At 74.4% G+C, this 25,709-nt stretch carries 22 protein-coding genes; 3 read left to right on the forward strand and 19 right to left on the reverse strand.

All coding sequences use genetic code 11. The features are described from left to right. Positions 1-39: 39 nt before the first annotated feature. The 16 genes from EV383_RS33210 to EV383_RS27020 form a co-directional block, all read right to left on the reverse strand. Positions 40-1,899 (reverse strand): MinD/ParA family ATP-binding protein, encoded by a 1,860-nt coding sequence (locus EV383_RS33210; RefSeq protein WP_423213667.1) that lies wholly within the window; start codon positions 1,897-1,899, stop codon positions 40-42. A gap of 286 nt (positions 1,900-2,185) precedes the next feature. Next, positions 2,186-3,181, reverse strand: coding sequence for a c-type cytochrome biogenesis protein CcsB (ccsB, locus tag EV383_RS26950; RefSeq protein ID WP_130292521.1), 996 nt, complete (start codon positions 3,179-3,181; stop codon positions 2,186-2,188). A gap of 4 nt (positions 3,182-3,185) precedes the next feature. Further along, a complete protein-coding gene (resB, locus tag EV383_RS26955; RefSeq protein ID WP_130292522.1) occupies positions 3,186-4,874 on the reverse strand; it encodes a cytochrome c biogenesis protein ResB in 1,689 nt (562 codons plus the stop codon). Next, on the reverse strand, positions 4,874-5,731 hold the full coding sequence (locus EV383_RS26960) for a cytochrome c biogenesis CcdA family protein (protein ID WP_130292523.1): 858 nt from the start codon (positions 5,729-5,731) through the stop codon (positions 4,874-4,876). The genes resB and EV383_RS26960 overlap by 1 nt, the downstream gene beginning before the upstream one ends. 80 nt (positions 5,732-5,811) lie before the next feature. Further along, positions 5,812-6,414, reverse strand: coding sequence for a TlpA family protein disulfide reductase (locus EV383_RS26965; protein WP_130292524.1), 603 nt, complete (start codon positions 6,412-6,414; stop codon positions 5,812-5,814). Beyond that, on the reverse strand, positions 6,411-7,061 hold the full coding sequence (locus tag EV383_RS26970; protein ID WP_130292525.1) for a histidine phosphatase family protein: 651 nt from the start codon (positions 7,059-7,061) through the stop codon (positions 6,411-6,413). The genes EV383_RS26965 and EV383_RS26970 overlap by 4 nt, the downstream gene beginning before the upstream one ends. Continuing rightward, positions 7,058-8,392: a glutamate-1-semialdehyde 2,1-aminomutase gene (gene hemL, locus EV383_RS26975; RefSeq protein WP_130292526.1), complete on the reverse strand. Its 1,335-nt coding sequence runs from the start codon at positions 8,390-8,392 to the stop codon at positions 7,058-7,060. Before hemL ends, EV383_RS26970 begins: the two co-directional genes overlap by 4 nt. Before the next feature lie 108 nt (positions 8,393-8,500). Continuing rightward, entirely contained in the window at positions 8,501-9,397 is an 897-nt protein-coding gene (locus EV383_RS26980; RefSeq protein ID WP_130292527.1) for a hypothetical protein, read from the reverse strand. A 91-nt stretch (positions 9,398-9,488) separates the two neighbouring features. After that, positions 9,489-10,466, reverse strand: coding sequence for a porphobilinogen synthase (gene hemB / locus EV383_RS26985; protein WP_130292528.1), 978 nt, complete (start codon positions 10,464-10,466; stop codon positions 9,489-9,491). 120 nt (positions 10,467-10,586) lie between these two features. Then, complete coding sequence (locus EV383_RS26990) at positions 10,587-12,128, reverse strand: bifunctional uroporphyrinogen-III C-methyltransferase/uroporphyrinogen-III synthase (RefSeq protein WP_130292529.1); 1,542 nt, start codon at positions 12,126-12,128, stop codon at positions 10,587-10,589. A gap of 3 nt (positions 12,129-12,131) precedes the next feature. Beyond that, positions 12,132-13,109 carry a hydroxymethylbilane synthase gene (hemC, locus tag EV383_RS26995; protein WP_130292530.1) on the reverse strand — a complete coding sequence of 326 codons (978 nt, stop codon included), beginning with the start codon at positions 13,107-13,109 and terminating at the stop codon, positions 12,132-12,134. Beyond that, entirely contained in the window at positions 13,106-14,563 is a 1,458-nt protein-coding gene (locus tag EV383_RS27000; protein ID WP_130292531.1) for a glutamyl-tRNA reductase, read from the reverse strand. Before EV383_RS27000 ends, hemC begins: the two co-directional genes overlap by 4 nt. After that, entirely contained in the window at positions 14,560-15,333 is a 774-nt protein-coding gene (locus EV383_RS27005; RefSeq protein ID WP_242623332.1) for a redox-sensing transcriptional repressor Rex, read from the reverse strand. The genes EV383_RS27000 and EV383_RS27005 overlap by 4 nt, the downstream gene beginning before the upstream one ends. A 345-nt stretch (positions 15,334-15,678) precedes the next feature. Continuing rightward, positions 15,679-17,271: a molybdopterin-dependent oxidoreductase gene (locus EV383_RS27010; protein WP_130292532.1), complete on the reverse strand. Its 1,593-nt coding sequence runs from the start codon at positions 17,269-17,271 to the stop codon at positions 15,679-15,681. A 62-nt stretch (positions 17,272-17,333) separates the two neighbouring features. After that, on the reverse strand, positions 17,334-17,573 hold the full coding sequence (locus EV383_RS27015; RefSeq protein ID WP_130292533.1) for a glutaredoxin family protein: 240 nt from the start codon (positions 17,571-17,573) through the stop codon (positions 17,334-17,336). Positions 17,574-17,584: 11 nt separating this feature from the next. After that, positions 17,585-19,156 carry an AMP-binding protein gene (locus EV383_RS27020; RefSeq protein ID WP_207223670.1) on the reverse strand — a complete coding sequence of 524 codons (1,572 nt, stop codon included), beginning with the start codon at positions 19,154-19,156 and terminating at the stop codon, positions 17,585-17,587. 550 nt (positions 19,157-19,706) lie between these two features. Here EV383_RS27020 and EV383_RS27025 point away from each other — a divergent pair. The 3 genes from EV383_RS27025 to EV383_RS27035 all read left to right on the forward strand — a co-directional run bounded on the left by EV383_RS27025 (position 19,707) and on the right by EV383_RS27035 (position 23,297). Beyond that, positions 19,707-20,465: a sigma-70 family RNA polymerase sigma factor gene (locus tag EV383_RS27025; protein WP_341273748.1), complete on the forward strand. Its 759-nt coding sequence runs from the start codon at positions 19,707-19,709 to the stop codon at positions 20,463-20,465. Positions 20,466-20,640: 175 nt separating this feature from the next. Further along, positions 20,641-22,134 (forward strand): DUF5667 domain-containing protein, encoded by a 1,494-nt coding sequence (locus tag EV383_RS27030; RefSeq protein ID WP_130292534.1) that lies wholly within the window; start codon positions 20,641-20,643, stop codon positions 22,132-22,134. A 287-nt stretch (positions 22,135-22,421) separates the two neighbouring features. Continuing rightward, positions 22,422-23,297, forward strand: coding sequence for an HAD family hydrolase (locus EV383_RS27035; RefSeq protein ID WP_423213703.1), 876 nt, complete (start codon positions 22,422-22,424; stop codon positions 23,295-23,297). Between the two features lie 29 nt (positions 23,298-23,326). On the opposite strand, the gene EV383_RS27040 is transcribed toward EV383_RS27035, so the two are convergent. The 3 genes from EV383_RS27040 to EV383_RS27050 form a co-directional block, all read right to left on the reverse strand. Beyond that, positions 23,327-24,361, reverse strand: a complete 1,035-nt coding sequence (locus EV383_RS27040; RefSeq protein WP_242623522.1) for a lysophospholipid acyltransferase family protein — start codon at positions 24,359-24,361, stop codon at positions 23,327-23,329. Positions 24,362-24,363: 2 nt separating this feature from the next. Then, the gene (locus tag EV383_RS27045) at positions 24,364-25,410 is read right to left on the reverse strand and encodes an NAD-dependent epimerase/dehydratase family protein (RefSeq protein WP_130292535.1); all 1,047 of its coding nucleotides are present in this window, start codon (positions 25,408-25,410) and stop codon (positions 24,364-24,366) included. 187 nt (positions 25,411-25,597) lie between these two features. Further along, positions 25,598-25,699 carry a 30S ribosomal protein bS22 gene (locus EV383_RS27050; protein ID WP_010241351.1) on the reverse strand — a complete coding sequence of 34 codons (102 nt, stop codon included), beginning with the start codon at positions 25,697-25,699 and terminating at the stop codon, positions 25,598-25,600. Between the last annotated feature and the right edge of the window lie 10 nt (positions 25,700-25,709).

Here is a 25,709-nt window from a genome sequence, read left to right on the forward strand (position 1 = left end):
GGACGGTGCGCCGATCCGGGGCAAGGGAAGGTAAAGAGCCTACGAAGGGAAGCCGTCCGCCACGGACGCCGCGAGCTCCAGCAGGGCGGTCCGGGTCTGCGGCTCCAGGCGCTCCAGGTCGATCTCCGCGCCCTCCTCCAGGTGCCCGTCGAACGGCACCCGCACCACCGCCCGGCACCGCCCGGCGAAGTGCTCCGCGACCCGGTCCAGGTCGACCCCGCTGCCCGCCCGCCGGTGCACCGTGTTGATCACGACGACGGCGTTGCGCACCAGGTCCCCGTTGCCGTGCGCGTCGAGCCAGTCCAGCGTCGCCGAGGCGCTGCGCGCGCCGTCGATCGAGCCGGACGAGACGATCACCAGCTGGTCGGCCATGCCGAGCACGCCGTACATCGCCGAGTGCATCAGGCCGGTGCCGCAGTCGGTGAGCACGAGGTTGTAGAAGTGCTCCAGCAGGTCGACGGCCTGGCGGTAGTCGCCCTCGCTGAACGCCTCGGACACCGCCGGGTCCTGCTCGCTGGCGAGCACCTCCAGCCGTGACGAACCCTGCGAGGTGTAGGCGCGGACGTCGGTGTAGCGGCGGACGCGCTGGGAGTCGCGCAGCAGGTGCCGCACGGTGGCCGTGGTCTCCAGCGGGATCTTCTGGCTGAGCGTGCCGCGGTCGGGGTTGGCGTCCACGGCGACGACGCGGTCGCCGCGCTGCGAGGCGAACGTCGCGCCCAGCGTCGCGGTGATCGTCGTCTTGCCGACGCCGCCCTTGAGGCTCAGCATCGCGATCTTGTGCGCGCTGAGCAGCGGCTTGTTGACCCGCATCGTCAGCTCACGCTCACGGATGTCGGCCGGGCTCTCGCCGGGGTTGAGGTAGCCGCGGGAGAGCACGTAGATCGCGCGGCGCCACCCGGACCGCGGCGGGCGGCGGGTGGTGCGGGGCAGCCGGGCCGAGGCCAGGTCGGCGTCCATCCCGCCGTTCTCGCTGCGGCGCCGCTGCGCCTCCCGGGTCTCGACGGCCTCGGGTGCGGTCCAGCGCGGGGGCTGGGGCCGGGCGGTCCGGGCCTCGGACGCGTCCCAGGCCGGTCTCGCCGTCCCGGGAGCGGCCGGGACGGGATCCGCGGCCGCGGCCGCCGTGACCGGTGCGATCTCGCCGGTGGCGGAGTCGACGGACACCGGGACGACGGGGGCCGGGCCACCGGAGACGTCGGAAGTTCCGGGCGCGTCGCCGTTCGACGCCGACGGCGCGGGGCGGCGGGCCACGGAACGCCGCCACACGACGCCCGGCCTGTCGTCCGGTGCGGAGCCGCGCGCCGGCGGGACCCGGGGCGGATCACCGGCCTCCGGCCCGTCCTCCGTGGGGTCGTCACCGCGCGTGGTCCAGGTGCCGGCCTCGGCGCGGCGGGCGGACTCCTCGTCCCGGGCGACGTCGGCGCGGCGGGCCGCCTCGAGACGACGGGCGGACTCGACGGCGCGGGACTCCCGGTCGGCACGTCTGCGCTCGGCCTCGGCGCGGGCGCGTTCGGCGTCGGCGGAGTCCTCGGCGGCGCGCGCGGCCGCCTCCCGGCTCTCCCGGTCCTGACGGCGGGTCGACGCGGCGGGCCGGGCCGCCTCGGGCGCAGCCGTCTCATGCGGGGCCGTCTCGGGTGGAGCGGCCTCGGGCAGGGCCGTCTCCGGCAGGGCCGTCTCGGGCAGGGCGGCCTCGGCCCGCGGCACGCCGCCGTGCGGGGCGGCGGTGCGGGCGGCGCGGATCGCGCCCAGGTCCATTCCGGACGGCGGCGTGGACGGTTCGATCTCGGAGACCAGGTCGTCGTCGACGTCCGGGAGCTCCGCGCCCCAGGCGATCCCGCCGGGCGGGGTGCGGGTACCGATCGCGGTCGAACCCCGCTCGGGCTCGCGCGCCGCCTCCCCCATGGACGCGACGCGACCGGCCGGGTCGCGAGGCGCCGGGTCGTGAGGTGCCGGGTCGTGGCGGGGCGGGGCGGGGGCCGGCTCGGCGGGAGCCTGCGTCGCGGCCGTCGTCACCGGTGCCTCGGGGCCACTCGAGCGCCGGAACCGCCGGCGGGAGCGCGGCTGCGGTTCCGCTGCGCCCCACCGTTCGCGGACATACCGGCCCACGGACCCCTCGGGCTGCTCGTCCGGCACAGGCTCGCTCACGTCGTCCGACGGTAGTCGTCGTGCGGGCACCGGTCGAGCGGACTCACAACCCCGCGTAGGAGTGCAGCCCTGCGACCACCATGTTGATGAAGAACAGGTTGAACAGGATGGTGGCGAAACCCGCTGCGTTGATCCACGCCGCGCGTGTCGTCCGCCATCCGGCGGTCGCCCGGGCGTGGAGGTACGCGGCGTAGATCACCCACGCGACGAAGGCCACGGTCTCCTTGGGGTCCCAGCCCCAGAAGCGTCCCCAGGCGGCCTCGGCCCAGATCGCTCCGCAGATCACCGCGAACGTGTAGATCGGGAACCCGACCACGGTGACGCGGTAGGCGATCCGGTCCAGGACGTCCGCCGACGGCAGCTTGGCCACGAGGCCCGCCGGGCGGCCGGAGCGGCGCATCAGGAACAGCAGGCTCGCCACACCGGGCACGAGCAGCAGGCCGGAGCCGAGCGTGATCGTCGTCACGTGGATGATCAGCCAGTAGGACTGCAGCGCCGGGACGACGGGCGCGGCCTGGGCGTAGAGCACGGTGCCGGCCAGGAACAGCAGGATCAGCACCGGGCTGAGCACGAACACACCGACCGTGCGGATCGTCGGCATCCGGCGCAGCGCGACCAGCCAGGACACCACCGCGAGCAGGCACAGCGCGGAGGTGAACTCGTACATGTTGCCCAGCGGCCAGCGCGAGACGGCCACGCCCCGGGCGACCAGCGACGCCAGGTGCACCAGGACGGCGAGCACGGTCAGCGAGACGGCCATCCGCCCGTAGCGGTCGGACCTCGCCCGCCGCGCCGTGTCGTCCGCCGGGACGTCCCCGCTCTCCACCGCCGTGGTGTCGACGCCGTCCGGCGGGGTGGCGACGGCGACCGAGCCGCCGTCGCCCGAGCCGGAGCCCACGGCCGCGGCGGCGCGGGCCGCCTTCGGCGAGCGGTGGGTGACGTACTCCGCGGCGTGCACGAGCAGTGCGATCAGGTAGACGACCACCGCTCCCTGGAACAGGCGGTCGCTCCACATCGACATGATCGGATCGACGAGCATGGACTCAACCGTCCTTCTTCTGTGTGTCACCGTCGGAAAGGTCTTCTGAGGGCCCGGGGCGCAGCAGGTCCTCGGCGAGCCGGTCGAACTCGTCGCCGTACCCGGCGCGGTCGGTGCGTGCGAGGCCACCGAGCTGCACGTGGCTGCCCACACCGGACGACGCGGCCCCGGAAGGGATGACCCGCACCCAGAACCGGCGCCGCCGGATCGACAGCGACACGGCGAGGCCGGCCACCATCGTCACCGCGAACACCAGCACCCAGGTCTGACCGGGGTCGTGCCCGACCTGCAGGTTCACCCAGGAGCCGACGCCGTCGAAGCGCACCACGGTGCCGTCGTCGAGACGTGTGGTCTGGCCCGGGGCGAGGTCGGCGCGGGCCACGCTGCGCAGCTCGCCGGAGTCGACCTTCCCCTGGTCCACGGTGAAGATCGACTGGCCGCGGCCGTCGTCGATGCCGAGGTCGCCGCGCATCACGTTCAGCTCGACGACCGGGTTGCGCAGCGCCGGGTAGGCCGAGGCGAGGTTGCCGTCGGTGTCCAGCGCCGCGGTCGGGGCGAACGTCCCGGTCAGCGCGAGCTGGCTGTTCGTGCGCTGCTCCGGGTCGCTGACGCCGGGGCGCTCGAACTTCGTGGCGCCCTCGGCGAGCTGGGTGGATCGGTCCACCGGCCGCCACTGGATCTCGCCGGTGCGGCTGGTGCCGTCCGGCCAGGTCACGGTGAACTGCGGCGAGTAGCCGTAGCCGGTGAGGTAGACGCGGTCGCCGTCGGTGCGCAGCGGGTGGTTGACCGAGAGCGTGTCCGGGCGCCAGGTCGTCGTGCCGTCCTCGAGGTCGGACGCCGACTGGTAGCCGATGCCCGCCGAGAACGTCGACGGCTGCCCGTTGGGCAGGTAGGACGCGTCGAACCGGTCGACCTTGACGCAGAACGGGTTCAGCTCGGTGCCGTCGACCTGCAGCCCGGCCCGGAACGAGTCGTAGCCCAGGATCGAGGTGTTGCAGAACTCGCTGCCGTCGGCGAGGACGATCACGTCGCCCTCGTAGCCGTAGAGCTTGCCGCCGGCGAACCCGATCAGCAGCCCGATCAGGCTCAGGTGGAAGACGAGGTTGCCGGTCTCGCGCAGGTAGCCGCGCTCGGCCGAGACCGTGCGGACGCCGCCGGGCTCGGAGCGCTCGATCGTCCGCCAGCCCCGCAGCCGGGTCCGGGTGCGGGCCAGGACCGCCTCGACGTCGTCGTCGCTCTCGGCCTCGTCGTGGTGCGGCAGCCGGGCGAGGTTGCGCGGCGTCGTCACCGGCGCGGCGCGGGCGCCGCGGTAGTACTCCAGCGCCCGCGGCAGCACGCAGCCGATCAGGGAGATCATCAGCAGCAGGTAGATCGCCGCGAACCAGGTGCTGGCGAAGACCTCGAACCCGCCGAGGGTGTCGACGACCGGCGCGATCGTCGGGTGGTCGGCGTAGTACTGGTCGACCAGGCTCTGGTTGAGCGAGCGCTGCGGCAGCAGTGCGCCCGGCAGCGCGGCGAGAGCGAGCAGGAACAGCAGCACCAGGGCGGTGCGCATGCTGGTCAGGCCGCGCCAGGTGTTGCGCAGGAACGCCAGCGCCCGGCCCAGCGGGCCCGACGAGAACCCGCCCGGGGGCGGATCGTCGTCCAGGTCGTCCGAGCGGGGCCGCGTCGGCGCGGTCGGCGGGGAGCTCATCAGATCGCCGGGGTGAATCCGGAGATCGCGACCTGCAGCTGGGCGAGCAGCCCGCCCCACAGACCGCTGACGAGCAGGACCCCGACCACGACCAGCATCACGCCGCCGGCGATCTGGATCGTGCGGGTGTGCCGGCGCAGCCAGCCCAGCGCCGTGACCGCGCGGGTCGCCCCGAACGCGATGACGACGAACGGCAGCCCGAGCCCGGCGCAGTAGGCGAGCGTGAGCACGACCCCGCGCAGCGACCCGCCCCCGGTGCCCGCGGCGACCGCGAGCACCCCGGCGAGCGTCGGTCCGACGCACGGGACCCAGCCCAGGCCGAACACCGCACCCAGCAGCGGGGCGCCCCACAGGCCGGCGCGCGGCACCCAGTGCACGCGCCGCTCGTTGCGCAGGATCGGGACCAGCCCGGCGAACGCCAGCCCCATCACGATCATCACGACGCCGCCGATGCGCTGCAGCAGCGCCTCGTTGCGCACCAGGGCGTCGGAGAGCCACACGACGCCGACGAGGATCGCGCCGAACACCACGGTGAACCCAACGACGAACAGCATCGCCGCACCCGCGACGCGCCACCGGCCGTCGCCGCGCACGGCGGTCTCCGGGGCGGTCAGGGTCGCGCCGCCGGACCCGGCGCCACCGGACGACACCGCGGAGACGCGCGCGTGGCGCGCCCGTGCCTCCTCCGGGGTGACCGGCGGGGACTCGGCGCCGACCAGGCCCGCGAGGTAGGCGAGGTAGCCGGGGACGAGCGGGAGCACGCACGGCGAGGCGAAGCTGACGGCACCGGCCAGCACGGCCACGGCCGCCGCCACCAGCAGCGGACCCGAGACCGCGAGCGTGGTCGTGGCGTCCATCATCGTCCAGGGTAGGCGTGGTCCGGCCCCGGTCGCGCGCCGGGTTCTACAACGTGTAGTGCAACCGTGTCGGACGTCATCTACGGCGCCGGGGCGGGGGTGGCCGGCTCGGCGGCGAGGCGCCCCACCAGCGGCATCAGGTCCGAGGCACCGACCGGGAGCAGGAACACCGCGGCCACCCGGTGCTGGCGGTCGAGCACCACCGTCGACGGCACGACGTTGCGCGGGTAGCCGGACAGCGCGGTGAGCGTGCGGCCGGGGAAGTCGTAGATGGAGTCGTAGGTCAGGCCGCGGTCGCGGACGAAGTCCTGCGCGGCCTGGCGGTCGTCGCGGACGTCGACGCCGAGCACCGCGGTGTCCTTAGCGTTCTGCGCGACGAACTCCAGCTCCGGCGCCTCGGTCCGGCACGGCCCGCACCAGGAGCCCCACAGGTTCAGCACGACGATCTTGCCCGGGTAGCTGTCCAGCCCGACCCGGGTGCCGGGGCGCAGCAGGCTGTCGCCGGACAGGTCCGTGACGCGTCCGCGCGACTCCGGCGGGTCGTAGGTGATCCGGGTCTGCCCACCGGGGGCGACGAACTGGAACTCACCGCTGGAGTCGACGGCGTCCTTGCTGGTCGAGCAGCCCGCGAGGAGCAGGACCGCGGCGAGGACGGCGGCCAGCACCCGCCCCGAGCCGCTCATGCCCCGGTCACCGTCGCCGCGCTGGAGCCGGCCGGCTCCGAGTAGCTCAGCCCGGTCATGCGCGTGCCGGTGAACTCGACGCTGGTCAGCGACGCGAGCGCGCACTGGCGCTTGCGCGGGTCGTGCCAGAGGCGCTGCCCGAGCAGGTAGCGGCGCGCGGTCCACACCGGCAGCTGGTGCGACACGCACACGACCTCGCGACCCGGCGCCAGGGCCCGTGCGGCGTGCACCGCGCCGAGCATCCGGTGCGCGATCGCCAGGTACGGCTCACCCCAGGACGGGGTGAACGGGTCGCGCAGCAGCCGCCACCGCGACGGGTGCCGCAACGCGCCGTCGCCGACGCCGAACCGCTCGCCCTCGAAGTCGTTGCCGGCCTCGATCAGGCCCTCGTCGGTGCCGATCTCGCACCCGTGCTCGGCGGCGATCGGGCCGGCGGTCTGCTGGGCGCGCAGCAGCGGTGACGCCACCACGGCCGCGATGTCGCGGCCGGCCAGCGCCTCGGCGACGGTCTTGGCCTGGGCCTCACCGCGGTCGGAGAGGTGGAACCCGGGCAGCCGTCCGTAGAGGACGCCGTCCGGGTTGTGCACCTCGCCGTGGCGCAGCATGTGCACCACCGTGACCGGGCCGGTCGCGTCGGGGGTCGTCATGCCGACGGCTCCACCGCCGCCGCGGCGGCCCGCGCGGCCTCGGGCAGGGCGGCCTCGATCTCGGCGAACGCGTCGTCGTCGAGAGCCGTACTGACGAAGAACGCCTCGAACGCGCTCGGCGGGGAGTAGACGCCGCGGGCGAGCAGGGCGTGGAAGAACGCCGGGTAACGCCAGGTCTGGGCCGCCTTCGCGCCGGCGTAGTCGGTCACCGGGTCCTCGGAGAAGAACACCGAGAACATCGTCCCGGCGTACTGCACCGTGTGCGGGACGCCGGCCGCGGACAGGGACTTGGTGAACAGGTCGCCGAGCCGCGTCGCGTTCTCCGCCAGCGTCGCGTAGACGGCCGCGTCGGCCTGGCGCAGCGTGGTGAGGCCGGCCGCCACCGCGACCGGGTTCCCGGACAGCGTGCCCGCCTGGTAGACCGGCCCGGTCGGGGCCAGGTGCGACATGTGCTCGCGCGAGCCGCCGAACGCCGCCGCGGGCAGCCCGCCGGACATGACCTTGCCGAACGTGTAGAGGTCGCCGGCGACGCCGTCGCAGCCGTACCAGCCGGTGGCCGAGGCGCGGAAGCCCGTCATCACCTCGTCGATCACCAGCAGCGCGCCGTGGGCGTGCGCGATCTCCTTGAGACCGGCGTTGAACCCGGGCACCGGCGGGACGACGCCCATGTTCCCGGCCGCCGCCTCGGTGATCACGCAGGCGATCTCGGAGCCGCGCGCCTCGAACACCGCGCGCACCGCGTCGAGGTCGTTGTAGGGGACGACGACGGTGTCCGCGGCCTGCGCGCCGGTGACGCCCGGGCTCGTCGGGAGTCCGAGGGTGGCGACGCCGGAGCCGGCGTCGGCGAGCAGCGCGTCGACGTGGCCGTGGTAGCAGCCGGAGAACTTGACGATCACGCTGCGCCCGGTGATGCCGCGGGCGAGGCGGATCGCGCTCATCGTGGCCTCGGTGCCCGAGTTGACCAGGCGGACCTGCTCGACCGGCATCCGGTCCACGATCTCGGCGGCCAGGTCGATCTCACCGGGCGTCGGGGTGCCGAACGACAACCCCTGCGACGCGGCCTGCTGCACCGCCTCGACGACGGCCGGGTGCGCGTGCCCGAGGATCATCGGGCCCCAGGAGGAGACGAGGTCGACATAGGTCGCGCCGTCGGCGTCGGTGAGGCGGCAGCCCTTCGCCGACACCATGAACCGCGGCGTCCCGCCGACCGAGTTGAACGCCCGGACCGGCGAGTTCACCCCGCCCGGGATGACCTCCGACGCCCGCTCGAACAGGCGCGCGGACTCGACGGGGTCGGGACGGGCGGAGGGTGACGGCTGTGTCGGGCTCACGCCGCCAGTCTCCCAGCCGGAGGACACATCGGCCCGTGCCCCCCGGACCCGCCGGGGTGACGCTCGTCGCGGCCGCCCGGACCCGGCTCGGGCCCGCTCTGGCCCGCCTCAGGCCCGCTTCGCGGTGAACCACGCCCGCGCCGGGGCCTGGTACATCAGCACCAGCCCGGCGATGCTGACCGCGAGGATGACCAGCGGGACCAGCGCACCGGCCGGGGCGGCGAGGCTGCCCAGCAACGCCACCAGCCAGAACAGGTCGAACACGACGGTGAGCACGGTCAGCCCGACGAGCGCCCCGAACTTGCCGAGGAACGCCACGATCGCGAGCAGCGCGTAGACCGCCGCGCCGACGGCGAAGATCGCCCCGGCGGTCCGGATGAACGACAGGAACTGCGTCATCGTCAGGCCGGACTGGGCCAGCGCCTCGTCGACCTGCGGCTGGGCCGAGAGCATCTCCGGGGTGAGCGGCGCGAAGGCCAGCCCCAGGCCACCGATCAGGAACAGCGCGGCGGGCAGCAGGAACAGCACCAGCGCGAGCGTGACCGACCGGGGCCGCGGCACCGGGCCCGCCTGCGGCCGTCCCCAGGCGTCCTGCCCGTACTGCGGGTACCCGGCCGGCTGCCCCTGCGGCGGCGGGTAGGCGCCGGGCTGCTGCTGGGCGGGCTGGGGGTAGGTGGGCTGGGGGTAGGTCGGCTGGGCGTAGGGCTGCGGGTTCTGGACCGGCGTGCCCGGCTGCCCGTAGATCTGCTGCCCGTAGGGGTGGTTGCCGTAGGCCTTGCCGCCGTAGGGGTTCTGCGGGTACTGCGGGTAGTGCCCCGACGAGGGACCCGGGCGGTAGTAGACCGGCGCCTGCTCCTGCGGGGCCGCGCCACCGGTGGACTGCCCGGTGGGCTGCTCTGTGGACTGCCCGGTGGGCGTCTGCTCGGCGGGCGTCGTGTCACCGGTGCCCGGCGTCGTGTTCCCCTCGGACGGGGACGGCTGCTGCGGATCCGGTGTCGAGCTCACGCCCCCACGGTAGTGGCGCAGCTCGGCGACGTGCCACGTCCGGCGGTACCGATCGAGGAGCGATCGACTCCGCGGACCGGCCCGGCCGGGGTCAGGAGTCGAGCATCCCGGCGACCTCGACGGCCCAGTAGGTCAGGATGACGTCCGCACCGGCGCGGCGGATCGAGGTGAGCGTCTCCAGGATCGTGCGCTCGCGCTCGAGCCAACCGCGCTCCGCGGCCGCCTCGATCATCGCGTACTCCCCGGAGATCTGATACGCCGCGACCGGCACGTCGGAGGCGTCGGCGACCCGGGCGAGGATGTCGAGATAGGCCAGGGCCGGCTTGACCATGACCATGTCGGCGCCCTCCTCGAGGTCGAGCGCCAGCTCGCGCAGCGCCTCCCGGGCGTTCGCGCCGTCCTGCTGGTAGCTCTTGCGGTCCCCGCGCAGCTGCGAGTTCACGGCCTCGCGGAACGGCCCGTAGAACGCCGAGGCGTACTTCGCGGTGTAGGCGAGGATCCCGGTGTCGGTGTGCCCGGCCGCATCGAGCGCCGCGCGGATGACGCCGACCTGGCCGTCCATCATCCCGCTGGGCCCGACCACGTGCGCCCCGGCGTCGGCCTGCGCGACACCCATCCGCGCGTAGACGTCGAGGGTGGCGTCGTTGTCGACCCGGCCCTGGGCGTCGAGCACGCCGCAGTGGCCGTGGTCGGTGAACTCGTCGAGGCACAGGTCGCTCATCACGACGATCTCGTCGCCGACCTCGGAGCGCACGTCGCGCAGGGCGGCGTTGAGGATGCCGTCCGGGTCGAGCGAGGCGCTGCCGGTCGCGTCGTGGCGCTCCGGGACGCCGAACAGCATGATGCCGGAGATGCCCGACTCGGCCGCCTCGGCAACGGCTTTGCGCAGCGAGTCGCGGGAGTGCTGCACGACACCGGGCATCGAGCCGATCGGCACCGGGCCGGTCGCGCCCTCCTTGACGAACATCGGCAGCACCAGCTGCCGGGGCCGGACCTCGGTCTCGGACACCATCCGGCGCAGCGCTGGGGTCGTACGCAGCCGGCGCGGCCGCTGCTCCGGGAAACCCATGCGCGCAACCCTACGTCCGACGGCACCCCTGCGTGTGTCCAGGATCCACCCGACACCACGGACACACGACAGCCCCCACACAGCCGAGGAGGCGGTGCGGGGGCCGTCGTGGACGCCGGGTCAGCGGCGGCGGGCCTTGACCTTCCGCGGCGGCGGCAGCGCGCCCTCGGCGCGCAGCTTCGCCGCGTGCTCGGCGAGACCGTCGACCAGCGTCGGGACGCGGGCCTCGTCGGGCTGCACGTCGACGCGCAGGCCGAACTCGCGCGCGGTCTCCGCGGTGGCCGGGCCGATGCAGGCGACCAGGGTGCGGGTGTGCGGCTTGCCCGCGATCCCGACCAGGTTGCGCACCGTGGACGACGAGGTGAAGCAGACCGCGTCGAAACCGCCGGTCTTGATCGCCTCACGGATCGGCGCGGCCGGCGGGGCGGCGCGCACGGTCCGGTAGGCGGTCACGTCGTCGATCTCCCAGCCGCGCTCGCCGAGGCCGGCGGCGAGGGTCTCGGTGGCGATGTCGGCGCGCGGGAGCAGCACCCGGTCGACCGGGTCCAGCACGTCGTCGTAGGGCGGGAAGATCTCCAGCAGGCCCTCGGACGTCGAGGTCTGGGCCTCGTCCACGTCGGGCACCAGCTCGGGCACGATGCCGAACTCGCGCACCTTCTCCGCGGTCGCGTTGCCGACGCAGGCGATCTTGACGCCGGAGAACGCGCGGGCGTCGAGGCCGAACTCGGCGAACTTCTCCCAGACCGCCTTGACGGCGTTGGTCGAGGTGAACACGACCCACTGGTAGCGGCCGTCGACCAGGCCCTTGACCGAGCGCTCCATCTGCGCGGGCGAGCGGGGCGGCTCGACGGCGATCGTCGGGACCTCCTCCGGGATCGCGCCGTGCATCCGCAGCCGCTCGCTCATCACGCCGGCCTGGTCCTTGGTGCGCGGCACCAGGACGCGCCAGCCGTAGAGCGCGCGCGACTCCCACCAGGACAGGTCACCGCGGCGGCCGGCGGCGTCGCCGACGGCGAGCACCAGCGAGCCCTCCAGGTCGGCGCCGTCGGAGGCCATCGTGCCCAGCGTCGAGGACTGCGTCTTCTGCGTCGACGTCGTGCCGCCGGCGGTGATCGCGACCGGCGTCTCGGACGGCACGCCCTGCGCGGCCAGACCGGCGGTCACGTCGGCCAGCAGCGCGGCGGTCGCGTGCAGCACGACGGGTCCCGGGGACGCGGCCAGCGCGGCCCAGTCGACCCCGGCGCGGACGTCGGCCTCGACGTGCGCCGAGCCCAGCGCGACACCGGCGTAGGCCGGGACGGCGGTGGACGACGGCACGCCGGGCACCACGTCGAACGGGGAACCGGTGGCCGAGACGGCCAGCGCCTCGGCGACGATCGCGTCGTTGGTGAGCGGGTCGCCGGAGACCAGGCGCGCCACCGAGCGACCGTTGCCGGCCTCGGCCAGCAGATCGCCTGCGACGTCACCGGGCTGCCCGACGGCCGGACGCACCTCGGCACCGTCGGCGGTCAGGGCCAGGATCGCGTCGGGCACGTCCGGGTCGACGATCACGAGCGGCGAACCGGCCAGCACCTCACGTGCGCGCACGGTGAGCAGCCCGGGGTCGCCGGGCCCGCTGCCGACGAAGGCGATCCGTCCCGGGGTGGTAGGTCCAGTGGTCATTCTTCAACTCCCGATACGGCGGTCATCGGGGCGACCGGCGTCCGCCGGAACCGGCAGTTCGCCGTCGCCCATGTCGAGGAGCTCGTGCGCGAGCGCAGCTCCGAGCTTCTCGGCGGCGTCCATCTCTCCGGTGATGGAGGTCCGCAGCAGCGAACCCCCGGTGGTGCCGACGACGGCCCGCAGCGAGAGCCGTTCGATCACGTGCCCGTCCTCGTCGAGGTCGGACACCACGTCGGCGAGTGCACCGATCGGTGCACTGCAGCCGGCCTCGAGGGTGGCCAGCACCGCCCGCTCGGCCGTCACCGCGGCACGTGTCGGGGCGTCGTCCAGTGTGGTGACGAGCATCCGGGCGAGCTCGGTGTCGCCCGCCCGGCACTCCAGCGCCAGCGCTCCCTGTGCGGGGGCCGGCACCATCTGCATCATCGGGTCGAGGAGCTCGTCGGCCTCGTCGATGCGGCCCAGCCTGCGCAGCCCGGCCGCGGCCACGACCACGGCGTCGAGCTCGCCGGAGCGCACCTTCCCGATCCGGGTGTCCACGTTGCCGCGGATGGCGCGGACCTCCAGCCCCAGGCCGAGCGCCTCAAGCTGGGCCATCCGGCGCGGGGAGCCGGTGCCGACGGTGCAGCCCGGGGTCAGCTCGCCGAGCACCCGTCCGCGGCTGGAGACCAGCGCGTCCCGCGGGTCCTCGCGCTCCGGGACCGCGGCCAGGGTCAGGCGCGGGTCCGGTGCGGTGGGCAGGTCCTTGTAGGAGTGCACGGCGACGTCGATCTCGCCGGCGGCCAGCGCCTCGCGCAGCTGCGAGACGAACACCCCGACGCCCAGCTCGACGACCGGGGCCATCGAGCGGTCGCCGCTGGTGGACACGGTCACGAGCTCGCACGGGTGCCCGGCGGCGCGCAGCCGCTCGGCCACCGTGCCGGACTGCGCCATCGCCAGCTTCGACGGGCGGGTGCCGATCCGCAGTGCCGGGATCTCGCTCATGATGCGTCTCCCTGCTCCGGGGGCATGGTGCCCATCGTGGTCGGGTTCAGCGCGGCGGCCAGGTTGCCGTCCTCGCCCTCGGGCCCGCGGAACGGCGCGGCGACGGCCGCGGCGGCGCTCGGGTCGAGCTCGAACAGGGTGCGCAGCGCGGCCGCGTAGCCCTCGCCGTCCGGACCCTCGGCCAGGCGCTTGACCTGCACCGTCGGCGTGTGCAGCAGTTTGTCCACGACGCGCCGGACGCTGCGCGAGAGTTCCTCGCGCACCTTGTCGTCGAGGTCCGGCAGGCGCGAGTCCAGGCGCAGCAGCTCGGCGTCGACGACCTCGGAGGCGCGGCGGCGCAGCGCGGTGACGGTCGGGGTGACCTCGGCGCTGCGCTGACCGGCGAGGTAGCTCTGGGCCTCCTCGGCGACCATCCGCTGGGCGACGGCGACCGAGCCGCCGTCGACGGAGTCCAGCAGGCGGCGCTGCAGCGTGATCAGGTCGACGACCGCGACGCCGGGCACGTCTGCGACGGCCGGGTCGACGTCGCGGGGCAGGCCCAGGTCGCAGACGACGAGCGGGCGGCTCGCGCGGCCGGCCATCGCCTCGATCACCGGGTCCACCCCGACGACCGTGCCGATCGAGCCGGTGCAGGCCAGGAGCAGGTCGGCGCCGGCCAGCTCGGCGGTCAGGTCGGACAGCGGGCCGGAGCGGGCGGGGGTGCCCTGGTCGAGCACCTTCTCCGCCAGGCGCGCGCCGGGCTCGGCGGAGCGGTTGAGCACGACGATCTCCGACGCCCCGGCGCGGCGCAGGTGCGCGGCGGCCAGGGCACCCATGGCGCCGGCCCCGACGATCACCGCGCGGGCGCCGTCCAGGCCGGAGACGTCGGACCCGGAGTCGTCCTGGTCCGCGGTGTTCCCGGAGGGCCGCCCGGCCTGCGGGCTGAGCTCGCGCCCGGCGTCGCGCAGCGCCTCGGAGACGACGGAGGCGCCCGCCTCGTCGATCCCGGTGCCGGCGTGCACCCGCTTGCCGACGCGCAGCGACTGCTGCACCAGCTCGTGCAGGACCTTGCCGACCGAGCCGGCGGCGTCCGCGGCGGCGTAGGCCGAGCGCAGCTGCCCGAGGATCTGCGACTCGCCGACCACCATCGAGTCCAGGCCCGCGGCGAGGGAGAACAGGTGCTGCACCGCGGAGCCCGCGTAGTGCACGAACAGGTGCTCGGAGAGCTCACCGAGCTCGAAGCCGGCGTGCCGGCCCAGGACCTCGGTGACGTCGCCGAGGCCGCCGTGGAACGCGTCGACGACGGCCACGACCTCGATCCGGTTGCACGTCGAGAGCAGGACCGCCTCGTCGACGTGGGCACGGTCGAGCATCTCCTCGAGCAGCTTCGGCACCTCGGCCGGAGCCACCGCGAGACGCTCGAGCATCTCCACCGGCGCGCTGCGGTGTGACAGGCCGACCACGAGGACACTCATCGTGGGGACACCACCGATCCGTTCGTACCGACATTCATGTCACCGTCGTTCGTGCCGCCGGCCCGCGCGGACGCCGTGGCACCCGCACCGTCCGACCCGCCCGCGACGTGGCGACGGGCCACGTGGAACGCCAGCACCTGCAGCTCGACCGCGAGGTCGACCTTGCGGACCTCGACGTCGGCCGGCACCTGCAGCACCACCGGGGCGAAGTTCAGGATCGACTGCACCCCGCCGCGCACGAGCAGGTCGCACACGCCCTGGGCGGCCGGTCCCGGCGTCGCCACCATCCCGATCGTCACCCCGCGGTCGCGGCACACGGCCTCGATGTCGCGCACGTGCCCGACCTCGATGCCGTTGATCCGGATCCCGACCAGGTCGGGGTCCACGTCGAACATCGCACTGACCGGGAAGCCGCGCCCGGCGAAACCCGCGTATCCGGCCAGGGCGTGACCGAGGTTGCCCACCCCGACCAGCGCCACCGACTGGTGGTGGTCGAGCCCGAGCACCCGTTCCAGCTGGTGCTGCAGCGAGGCGACGTCGTAACCGACGCCGCGGGTCCCGTAGGAGCCCAGGTAGGACAGGTCCTTGCGGAGCTTGGCCGAGTTGACCCCGGACGCCGTGGCGAGCTCCTCGCTCGACACCGTCTCCGCGCCGTTCTCGGCGAACTCGCCGAGCAGGCGCAGGTAGACGGCGAGCCGGGTGACCGTGGCCTCGGGGACCGGCCGCTTCGCGACGGGGGCGGCCGGAGGCGTCTCGGGCGGAGTGGTCACGCGGGCGCCTCCTCGCAGCTCTTGTCTCGGGCCTGTCCATGGTCGATGCTGTCCCCGTACGGCACCGCCGCCGAGCGACTCGGCCGGGGGCGCGTCGGGGCACGCGTGGCCAGAGCACCTGCGGTAATACCGCGGGCCCGGCGACGAGAACTCACGGTAGCCGCTTGTGAAGGCCCGCACAAAGTTGCGATCTTGGCCTCTGACGTGCTCACCGGGGCGGTGACCAGGACCGACCGGTGATCGAGAGAAATCCACCGCTCGTCGTGACCTTCCCCGCATCGAGGGCATCGTCACGGCGACACCGTGACGCAGCGCTCACCGCTCCGCATCGCCCGGTCGTCCGTCTCAGCCCACCGTGAACCGGCGCGACGGCCAGCCCGTGGCGCCGTCGGGGATCGGGTCCGCCCGCTGGTCGGTCTGGGTCGACCCGTCGGCGTCCGTGGCCCGGCACTCCACCGTCGGACGTCCGGCGGGCAGATCCAGCACGGCCTTCCACATCCGCCAGGTGTCGCCGCCGGGTGTCGCGGCCAGCGACGCCTCCTGCCACGGGCCGCCGTCCACACGGACCTCGACGCGGGAGATCCCCCGCGGCTGCGACCAGGCCGACCCGGCGATCGTCACCGGTCCGGCCGGCACGCTCGCGAACGCGCCCGGGACGTCGATCCGGGCGCCGGTCTTGATCGGGCCGAGCACGCCCCAGCCCTGGTCGATCCAGTACGCCTGCCGGTCGGCGAACGTCGTCAGCTCGATCTGCTCGAGCCACTTCGTCGCCGAGACGTAGCCGTAGAGGCCGGGCACGACGATCCGCACCGGGAAGCCGTGCTCGCGGGGCAGCGCCTCGCCGTTCATGCCGACCGCGAGCAGCGCGCCGCGGCCGGGTTCGAGCAGCACCGACGTCGGGCTGCCGGCCGTCCAGCCGTCGGTGCTGGTGGACAGGACCTGGTCGGCGCCGGGCAGCGGCCCCGCCTCGAGCAGCAGCTCGCGCAGGTCGACGCCGACGAACCGGGCGTTCGAGACGAGATCGCCGCCGACCTCGTTCGACACGCACGTCATCGTGACCCAGCGCTCGACGAGCGGGCGGCGCATCAGGTCGTCGAACCCGATGTCCAGCTCGCGGGCGACCATCCCGTGCACCCGCAGGCGCCAGGACTCGGCGGTCAGCGACGGCACCCGCAGCGCGGTGTCGATCCGGTAGAAGTCGGCGTTCGCGGTGGCGAACCGGGTCACGCCGGCGTCGGGGAGGTCGACGCCCGGCGGCAGCGCGGGCGCCCGGGTGACCGTCGCCGTGGCCAGGCGCCGGGTCACCGCGTCCCGCGACGCCGCGGGGCCCCCGGTCGCCGAGAGCCCCGAGCCCAGGCCCACCCCGGCCGCACCGGCGAGGAGCCCGCCCAGACCGGCGGCCGAGCCCGCGGCCAGCAGGCGGCGCCGGGTCAGCCCGGCGGCGGGCTCGCGCTGCCGGCCCGCCCGCAGCCCGACCCGGTGCAGCCGCCGGAACGCCCACACCGCGGAGAACAGGGCCGCGGCCGGGGCGAGCAGGTCCAGCGGGCCGAACGACGACCCGGTCGCGACCGCGGCCACCCCGACGACGCCCAGTCCGGCGAGAACCCCCGAGCCCGGACGCTCGTCGCGGCGCGAGACCAGCCCGGCCACGGCGCCGACGACGACCAGCAGCACGACGATCCCGGCGATCAGGACGGCCTTGTCCGCGGTGCCGAACGTCGAGGTCGCGAACTCGACCAGCGGCTGCGGGGACAGGTTGATCACCCGGTCCCCCACCGCCAGCAGCGGCGCCGACGACGGCGAGAAGAGCCCGGCGACGAGCTGCCCGGCCCCGACGCCGAGCACCGTGGCGGCCAGACCGATCCCGGCGGCCTGCCCGGTGGCGAGCCGCGCGGGCGCGGGCGTCGTGGGGGCGGGCGGGGAGGTCGTCGACGTCACGGAGCTGCCTTCGGTGCGGGATCACCCGCCGGTTCGGCGGACATCACCCATCATGCGCCGGATCACGACAGGGCCGCGCGCAGCCGCTCCTCCTCCACGCGCCAGAAGCCGTGCTCGCGGCCGTCGACGAGGATCACCGGGACCCGGTCGCCGTACTCGGCGCGCAGCTCGGGGTCGGTGTCGACGTCGACGGTGTCCCACGGCACCGACAGCTCGGCGCAGATCCGCGCCACCTCCTCCGCCGCGACGTCGCAGAGATGGCAGCCCTGACGGCTCAGGACACGGACGGCGTGCGCGCTCACACCCGGCCCGCTCACAGCTGGGCCAGGGTGCGGCGGGCGATCTTGCCGGTCGGCGTGCGGGGCAGCTCCTCGGCGAAGGTGACCACCGCCGGGCGCTTGAACCGGGCGAGCCGGACCGCGCAGTGCTCGCGCACCTGCTCCTCGGTCAGCCCGGACCCCGGCGCGGCCACCACGACGGCCTTCACCGCCGCGCCGGTCCGGTCGTCCGGCACCCCGACGACGGCGACCTCGGCCACCGCGTCCAGCTCGCCGACGACCTGCTCGACCTCGCGCGGGTAGACGTTGAACCCGTTCACGATCACCAGGTCCGACGATCGGTCGACCAGGTGCAGGTCGCCGTCGGCGTCGAGGTAGCCGACGTCGGCGGTGCGGAACCAGCCGTCGGCGTCCGGGCCGCCGTGCCCGTCCGGCCAGTAGCCGGAGAACAGGTTGGGCCCACGCAGTGCGATCAGGCCGGTGTCGTCGGTCGGGTCCGACCCGTCGTCGATCAGCTCCTCGGGGTCGTCGGGCTCCGGCTCGTCGGTGACCAGCGGGGCGCCGTCCGAGTCCACCAGCCGCATCTCGACCCCGGGCAGCGCCCGCCCGACCGCACCGGCCTTCGGGGGACGGCCCAGGTCGTTCGTCGTGATCACCGGCCCGCCCTCGGACAGGCCGTAGCCCTCGTGCAGGGACAGCCCGGTCGCCTCGCGGAACGCGGTCAGCCACGCGGCCGGCAGCGGCGCGCCGCCGGAGGTGCAGAGCCGGACACCGCCGAACGCCTCGCGCAACTGCGGCGCGGGCACGTCGAGCAGCGCCCGGAACATCGACGGCACCCCGGCCACGACGCTGACCCGCGTCGACACCAGCACCTCCGCCGTGCGCGCGGGGTCGAACCGGCCGGGCAGCACGACGGTCGCCCCGGCCCAGCAGACCTGCAGCAGGCCGGCGGCCATCCCGTAGACGTGGAACAGCGGCAGCGCGAGCAGCACCCGGTCGTTCGGCGTGACCGGCGCCGGGCGCAGGGCCGCGGTCTGCTCGCGGTTGGCCAGCAGGGCGCGGTGCGAGAGCTGCACCCCGCGCGGTCGCCCGGTGGTGCCGGAGGTGAAGACCAGGACCGCGAGCGCCTCGCCGCCCCACTCTTCCGGGGTGTGCTCCGGCGCCGGGCCGCCGGGTGCGGCGTCCGGGTCGGGTGGGCCGAGCAGACGGGCCCCCGCCTCGGCCGCCGCCTCGGCGGTGGCGGTCTCGGCCTCCTCGGCGACGACGACGGACGGCCCCGCCTGGGAAAAGATGACGTCCAGCTCGCGGCGCACGGAGCCCGGCCCGACCGGGACCGCCACCGCGTCCGCGCGCAGTGCGCCGAACAGCGCGACGCAGAACCCGGCGCCGTCCGGCAGCGCGATCACCACGCGGTCACCCGGCCGCACCCCGGCCCCGCGCAGGCGGGCGGCCTCGGCGGTGGCCGCGGCGTCGAGGGCGGACCAGGTCAGCGTCGTCCCCGCCGTCACGTCGACGACGGCGTCGGAGTCCGGACGGTCGGCGGCCGCGCGGGTCAGCAGGTCCGCGACGTGCACCGGAGCCGGGCGGTCGGGGCCGGAGCTGGTCACGATGCGATTCCTCCTACGGGATCTCCTCAGCGGACCGGACCAGTCTCCCAAAGCCGCGGGGAGACCGGGCCCGGGCGGGTCCGCGGAGGGCGATAGCGTGCGTACCCGTGAGGCCCGACACGTTCCCCACCGCTCGTCGTCCCAAACACCCCGCAGCTGAGCGGACACGCTGAGCTACCAGTGCACTGACCGCGCGTGACCGTCCACTCGTCGGACAGCGGGCACGGTAAACGGCGGCGAGTGCGATCAGACACTTGATCGCGTCGTATGCTCCGCCGCTACATGAGGTTCAACGCGCGAGCCTCCGGTTCGACGCGCGTCTCACCCGAGGGAGTGGCATGCAGCTAGTCGCCAGCGCACCGCCGGCCCAGCCGCGATGCGATGACCGTTGCCGGCCCCTCCGGGATTCATGACACGGCCGATGCGACCGCAGCGGCTTCTCCGCCCGCACGTCCACCCCGACGTCCGCGACGAGTCACGGGCCACGCCCGTGTCCGACGAGGACCGGACCGACGACTCCGTCCGCCCCCAGCCGGACGGGGAGGTGTCCATGCCTTCTGCTCCCCCGACCATCGCCCAGCCAGACACGGTCGACACGACCGCGCCGGCCGACGGGCCCCCGGGTTCGACCCGGGCCATGCCGTCCCCCCGCAGTCCCCGCCAGTCGGGGGCGCACCCCGCCCAGGGGCAGCCGCCCCGGGCGGAGCAGGACCACCCCGCCGGGCCTCCGGCGGGCCCCGAGGCCCAGGAACCCCCGACCGACGAGGGCAACTCCTGGGCGCTGGTCGAGGCCAGCCAGGCCGGTGACGTCCGCGCGTTCGGCGAGCTCTACGAGCGCTACCACGACGTCGTGTTCCGGTACGTCCTGTTCCGGATGGGCGACCGCTCGTTCGCCGAGGACATCACGCAGGAGACGTTCGTCCGCGCGCTGCGCCGGATCGGCTCGGTCAGCTACCAGGGCCGCGACATCGGTGCCTGGTTCGTGACGATCGCCCGGAACCTGATCTTCGACTACGTGAAGTCCAGCCGGTACCGGCTGGAGTCCACCACCTCCGAGATCGTCGAGCTGTCCCCGGCCACCGGCGGTCCCGAACAGCAGGTGCTCGACAACGCGACGAACTCCGAGCTGCTCGCCTCGATCGACAAGCTCAACCCCGACCAGCGCGAGTGCATCCAGCTGCGGTTCCTGAAGGGACTCTCGGTCGCCGAGACCGCCGAGCTCATGGACCGCAACGAGGGCGCCGTCAAGGCCCTGCAGCATCGAGCGGTCCGTCGGCTCGCCCAGTTGCTACCGGAAGGCCTGAGATGAGTGGGCCGAACGGGCTAACTGGACTCCCCGGATCCGCCACTGCGACGAATGCGCTACTCGATGCGGTGAACGGTATTTCTGCCGTAACCTCCGCGCTCCGGCGTCGTTGTGTAGACGAGCGCAGGTTGAGCGCGACGCTGATGAGCAGCGCAGGACTGCAGTGAGGACGGACGACATGCCGGGGGCATGGCACGACGACGACAGGCAGCGGGCCGAGGACGGGTACGACAACGCTCCTCCCGGCGCGTCCGCCGCGGAGGAGCTCGCGCACGAGATCGCGCTGGCAGCCGCGCTGGACCGCAGCCGCCCGTCGCTGTCCGCTGATCCACAGGCCTCCGAGCGCATGCGCCGGCGGCTCTTCGAGGCCATGGCCGAGCAGGGGCTCGGCCGGTCCGCCCCGCGCCCGCCGCACCCGGAGGACCCGACCCAGCGGATCGGCGCGCCGATCCGCGACGCGGGTCCCCTCACCGAACCGGTCGGACGCCCGGTCCCGGCCGAGGCCGCCGCCCCGGCCCCGACCACCCCCACTCCGGCACCGACCACCCCGGCCCCCGCACCCGAGACGCCCGCGGCGTCGATCGGGCGTGCGGCCGGGGAGCGCACGCTGTCCGCGTCGGCCGGCGAGGGCCGCGTCCGCGGCCGGCGCGCCCGGCACGTGCTGCCCGACGACCACCCGGACCAGGCCGAGACCCGCGCCGAGAGCCGTCCCTCCGACGGCCGCCCGTCGGCACGCCCGTCCGCCCGCCGCCGGCCGAGCCTGCGCAAGCGCTTCGGCGTCGTCGTGACGGCCGTGGCCGCCCTGGCGGTCCTGGCCGGCGTGGCCGCGACGGCCAGCCGCAACGCACTGCCCGGCGACTCGCTCTACGGCGTCAAGCGCGTCACCGAGACCACCGGTGGGGCGTTCACGTTCGGCGACCAGGCCGAGGCCGCCCGCCAGCTCGAGCTGGCCCGCACCCGGGTCGACGAGATCGAGAGCCTGATGGGCCGGAGCACCCCTCCGGACCCGTCGACGGTCACCTCCGCGATCGACGACTTCGACACCGCGACCAGCAACGGCAGCCGGCTGATGCTGTCCGAGGACCGCTCGGCGGGCGGTTCGCAGCTCGGCGACCTCCGCACCTGGGCCACGGCGCAGTCCAGCCGGATGGAGCAGCTGCGGGCGTCGATGCCGCAGACCATCGTCCCTGAGGCCGACGACTCGATCGCGCTGCTGGAGCGGGTCCTGACCCGCACCGAGGCGCTGCGGGCCCAGACCGGCTGCGCCGGGTCGGGCACCGACTCCGTCGACGACCTGGGTCCGCTGCCCTCGTCCGCGGCCTGCGTCCCGGACTCGGGCACCGCCACCTCGGAGCAGGACTCCACCGAGCCCGGGACCGGCGAGTCCGGCACCGGGTCGTCGGAGCCGCAGACCTCGACCGGCGAGTCCGGCTCGAGCTCGCCGAGCCCGTCGTCGAGCGGCTCCTCGGAGTCGCAGCAGCCGGGCCTCGGCCCGGTCCTCGGTGGCGACCCGGCCCGCTCGCAGAGCGGTGAGCCGAGCAGCCCGAGCAGCTCCTCGGGGTCGAGCTCGGACAGCTCGGCGACGTCGACCACCGACACGCCGAAGCCGCTGCTGCCGCCGATCACGCTGCCGCCGCTGCTGCCCGGCATCGGCCCGGTCACGATCGGCTGACCGAACGACACGGCACCGCCGGACGGGGCCGCCCCAGCACACGCTGTGGCGGCCCCGCCGTCGTCCCGGGGTCCCCCGGTGCCCCGACGACGACGCCCCCGGCGTGACGGTCGCGGTACACGGGGGCCCCGGAGCGAGGAGCGCAGTAGGGTGACGATGTTCGTGCCCGCACCCGAGAGAGGCTGGTCGTGGTGACCGATCCCGAGCCGCGCACGCCCACCGGGGACGGCGGTGCCACCGGCAACGGACGTTCCGAGGTCGCGGGAATCGCCGAGTCCGGGCAGGTCCTGGACCGGGTGACCGCCCTGGACCCGGCACGCCGGGCCGGTGAGGCCTCCGCCGCCGCCGCGGTCGCCGCGGGCGACCACGAGGAGCACGGCGGCGACGACCCGCCGCCGGACCTCACCGCCGCGGCGTTCTTCGACTGCGACAACACGATGATGGTCGGCGCGTCGATCTTCCATTTCGCCCGCGGCCTGGCCGCGCGCAAGTTCTTCTCCGCCGCGGACATGCGCGGCTTCGCGTGGCAGCAGCTCAAGTTCCGGGTCGGTGGCCGCGAGGACAAGGGCGGCATCGCCGGGCACCGGGACATGGCCCTGTCGTTCGTCGCGGGCCGGCCGGTCGAGGAGGTGGTGGCGATGGGCGAGGAGATCTACGACGAGCTGATGGCCGACCGCATCTGGGCCGGCACCCGGGCGCTGGCCCAGATGCACCTCGACGCCGGGCAGCGCGTCTGGCTCGTCACCGCCACCCCGGTCGAGCTGGCCCTGATCATCGCCCGGCGTCTCGGCCTGACCGGTGCGCTCGGCACCGTCTCCGAGAGCGTCGACGGGCTCTACACCGGCCGTCTGGTCGGCGAGATCCTGCACGGCCCGGCGAAGGCCCACGCGGTCCGCGCGCTGGCCGCGTCCGAGGGGCTGGACCTGCGCCGCTGCGCGGCCTACTCGGACTCGGTGAACGACGTGCCGATGCTCTCCGCGGTCGGCACCGCCGTCGCGGTCAACCCGGACTCGGAGCTGCGCGACGTGGCCAAGGCCCGGCAGTGGCAGGTCCGCGACTTCCGCACCGGGCGCAAGGCGGCCCGGATCGGCGTCCCGTCCGTGCTCGGCGCGGGCGCGCTGGCCGGTGCGATCGCCGCGGGCGCGGCCTACCGCAAGCGCTGAGCCGCCCCGTCCCCTCCCGGGGTGGGGCCTCAGCCCAGGAAGACGTTGCGGCGCTGCGACAGGAGCCGGTAGAGGGTGTGCTGGATGGTCTCGCGGACCTGGTCGGTCAGGTTGAACACCAGCATCGGGTCCTCGGCGTCGGCCGGGGTGTGGTCGTCGGTGCGAATCGGCTCGCCGAACTCGATGTACCACTTCGACGGCAGCGGGACCAGACCCGCCGGGCCGAGCAGCGGGAACGTCGGCGTGATCGGGAAGTACGGCGCCCCGAACAGGCGCGCCAGCGGCGCGATGTCGCCGATCTTCGGGTAGGTCTCCTCGGCGCCGACGATGGCGCACGGGATGATCGGGACGCCGGTGCGCAGCGCGGCCGAGACGAATCCGCCGCGGCCGAAGCGCTGCAGCTTGTAGCGGTCCCGGAACGGCTTGCCGATGCCCTTGAAGCCCTCCGGGAACACCCCGACCAGCTCGCCGTTGGACATCAGGCGCTCGGCGTCGGGGGTGCAGGCCAGCGTCGCACCGCTCTTGCGGGCCACCGAGCCGGCCACCGGGAGCCGGAACATCAGGTCCGCCCCGAGCAGGCGCAGGTGCCGCCGGGCCGGGTGCTCGTCGTGCACGGCGACGGTGGACATCATCGCGTCCAGCGGCAGCGTGCCGGAGTGGTTGGCGACCAGCAGCGCACCACCGGTGTCCGGCACGTGGTGCATGCCGATCGTCTCCACCCGGAACCACTTCTGGTAGAGCGGGCGCAGGGCCGGCAGCACGAGGTTGTCGGCGAGCTCGGCGTCGAACCCGAACTCGTCGACGGCGTAGTCACCGGCGAGGCGGCGGCGCAGGAACTCCAGCACCTCGGTGAGCGCGATCTCCCAGCCGGGCGGCGGGGTCTCGTCGGCCTCCTCCGGGGCCGGTGGCGCGACCGCCTCGACCACGGACGGGCGCGCGGTGTCGTCGCGGTGCCGGGGGTCCTCGTCGCGGCGCCGGGTCCGGGCCGGACCACGGCTGCCCCGGATCGGGATCACCCGGGCCTCGGTCATCGCGTCGTCCCCCTGGTTCGTCTTTCCCCGCATGGTCACCGCAACGCCTTCGCCACGCTCAGCACACCGCGCTCGATCGCCTCGATGCGCTCGGCGCCGAGGATCGGCCTCAGCGCCTGGCCCCGCACGAAGTCGTCGAAGGCCTGCGTCGTCGTCCAGCGCGGTACGAACCCGAACTCCTCGCGCAGACGGTGCAGGTCCACCACCCGGCCGAAGTTCAGGAAGCGCATCTGCTCCGGTGAGAAGTCCACGACCCGGGCCCCGCGCAGGACCCGGCTGACCGGCCCGACCGCGCTCATCGGCACCGGGACCGCGACCTTGCCGGCCCGGCGGATGGCCTGCGAGAGCATCAGCACGCCGTCGGCCGCCACGTTGAACACGCCGGGCAGCTCGTGGGTCGCCGCGCGCTCGAGGACGGCGAGCGCGTCCTCCTCGTGCAGCAGCTGGACCCGGGCGTCGAACCCGAGCACGGTCGGCACCACCGGGAGCGCGAAGTACCGGGTGAGGACGGTGTCGATGCGCGGGCCGATGAAGTTCGCGAAGCGCAGCACCGTCGTCGTGACGTCCGGGCGGCGGCGGCGGAAGCCGCGCAGGTAGCCCTCGATCTCGGCGGCGTCCTTCGCGTAGCCGCCCGAGGGCAGGTCCTTCGGGCCGGTGGCCTCGTCGAACACCGCGGGGTCGCGCGGGCTGGAGCCGTAGACGGCGGTCGTCGACTTGAGGACGACGCGCCGGACCGTCGTCGCCTTCTGGCACGCGGCGAGCAGCTGCATCGTGCCGATCACGTTCATCTCCTTCATCGTCGCCCGGCCCCCGGCGGAGCCGGGGCTCGCGGACAGCGACGCGTGCACGACGGTGTCCACCGAGGCGGAGGAGATGACCTTGGAGATGAGGGGGTTGCGGATGTCGGCGCGGACGAACTCCGCGCGGCCCATCCGCTTGAGCAGGTCACGCGGGGGCGGGACGGTGTCCACCCCGAGGACCCGGTCGATGTCCGGGTTCGCGGCCAGGCGGGCCGCGAGGTGCCCGCCCAGGAACCCGCTCACGCCGGTGACGAGCACCACGGAGGGGGTCGGCTGCGGCATGGATGCGACCTCGCAGAGACGTCGAGAGAGGAACGCCGGGAAGAGATGATGCTAGCGGCAGCACGGAGTGGTGTGAGCGGCGCGCACACGTGAGGTCCGTCGCCACGGCCCCACACCGGTCACACGAAACCGGCCGCGCGCACCCAGCTCCGGTATCGGGCTGAAAGGTGCACGCGGCCGGCGTGGATCACTTACCGAGCTTGCGCCGCTGCACCCGGGTCTTGCGCAGCAGCTTGCGGTGCTTCTTCTTCGACATCCGCTTGCGCCGCTTCTTGATGACCGAGCCCATGGAGCGCTCC

The sequence above is a fragment of the Pseudonocardia sediminis genome (genome assembly GCF_004217185.1).
Taxonomy (GTDB): Bacteria; Actinomycetota; Actinomycetes; order Mycobacteriales; family Pseudonocardiaceae; genus Pseudonocardia; species Pseudonocardia sediminis.

What these genes read in the sequence shown, in the direction of transcription:
- EV383_RS27045 (WP_130292535.1), bottom strand. Translation starts at nt 25,410, where the DNA reads ATGCCGCAGCCGACCCCCTCCGTGGTGCTCGTCACCGGCGTGAGCGGG.
- EV383_RS26965 (WP_130292524.1), bottom strand. Translation starts at nt 6,414, where the DNA reads ATGAGCGGCTCGGGGCGGGTGCTGGCCGCCGTCCTCGCCGCGGTCCTG.
- EV383_RS33210 (WP_423213667.1), bottom strand. Translation starts at nt 1,899, where the DNA reads ATGGGGGAGGCGGCGCGCGAGCCCGAGCGGGGTTCGACCGCGATCGGT.
- EV383_RS27025 (WP_341273748.1), top strand. Translation starts at nt 19,707, where the DNA reads ATGCCTTCTGCTCCCCCGACCATCGCCCAGCCAGACACGGTCGACACG.
- EV383_RS26990 (WP_130292529.1), bottom strand. Translation starts at nt 12,128, where the DNA reads ATGACCACTGGACCTACCACCCCGGGACGGATCGCCTTCGTCGGCAGC.
- EV383_RS27030 (WP_130292534.1), top strand. Translation starts at nt 20,641, where the DNA reads ATGCCGGGGGCATGGCACGACGACGACAGGCAGCGGGCCGAGGACGGG.
- EV383_RS27050 (WP_010241351.1), bottom strand. Translation starts at nt 25,699, where the DNA reads ATGGGCTCGGTCATCAAGAAGCGGCGCAAGCGGATGTCGAAGAAGAAG.
- EV383_RS27040 (WP_242623522.1), bottom strand. Translation starts at nt 24,361, where the DNA reads ATGCGGGGAAAGACGAACCAGGGGGACGACGCGATGACCGAGGCCCGG.
- resB (WP_130292522.1), bottom strand. Translation starts at nt 4,874, where the DNA reads ATGAGCTCCCCGCCGACCGCGCCGACGCGGCCCCGCTCGGACGACCTG.
- ccsB (WP_130292521.1), bottom strand. Translation starts at nt 3,181, where the DNA reads ATGCTCGTCGATCCGATCATGTCGATGTGGAGCGACCGCCTGTTCCAG.
- EV383_RS26970 (WP_130292525.1), bottom strand. Translation starts at nt 7,061, where the DNA reads ATGACGACCCCCGACGCGACCGGCCCGGTCACGGTGGTGCACATGCTG.
- EV383_RS27000 (WP_130292531.1), bottom strand. Translation starts at nt 14,563, where the DNA reads ATGAGTGTCCTCGTGGTCGGCCTGTCACACCGCAGCGCGCCGGTGGAG.
- EV383_RS26960 (WP_130292523.1), bottom strand. Translation starts at nt 5,731, where the DNA reads ATGGACGCCACGACCACGCTCGCGGTCTCGGGTCCGCTGCTGGTGGCG.
- hemC (WP_130292530.1), bottom strand. Translation starts at nt 13,109, where the DNA reads ATGAGCGAGATCCCGGCACTGCGGATCGGCACCCGCCCGTCGAAGCTG.
- hemB (WP_130292528.1), bottom strand. Translation starts at nt 10,466, where the DNA reads ATGGGTTTCCCGGAGCAGCGGCCGCGCCGGCTGCGTACGACCCCAGCG.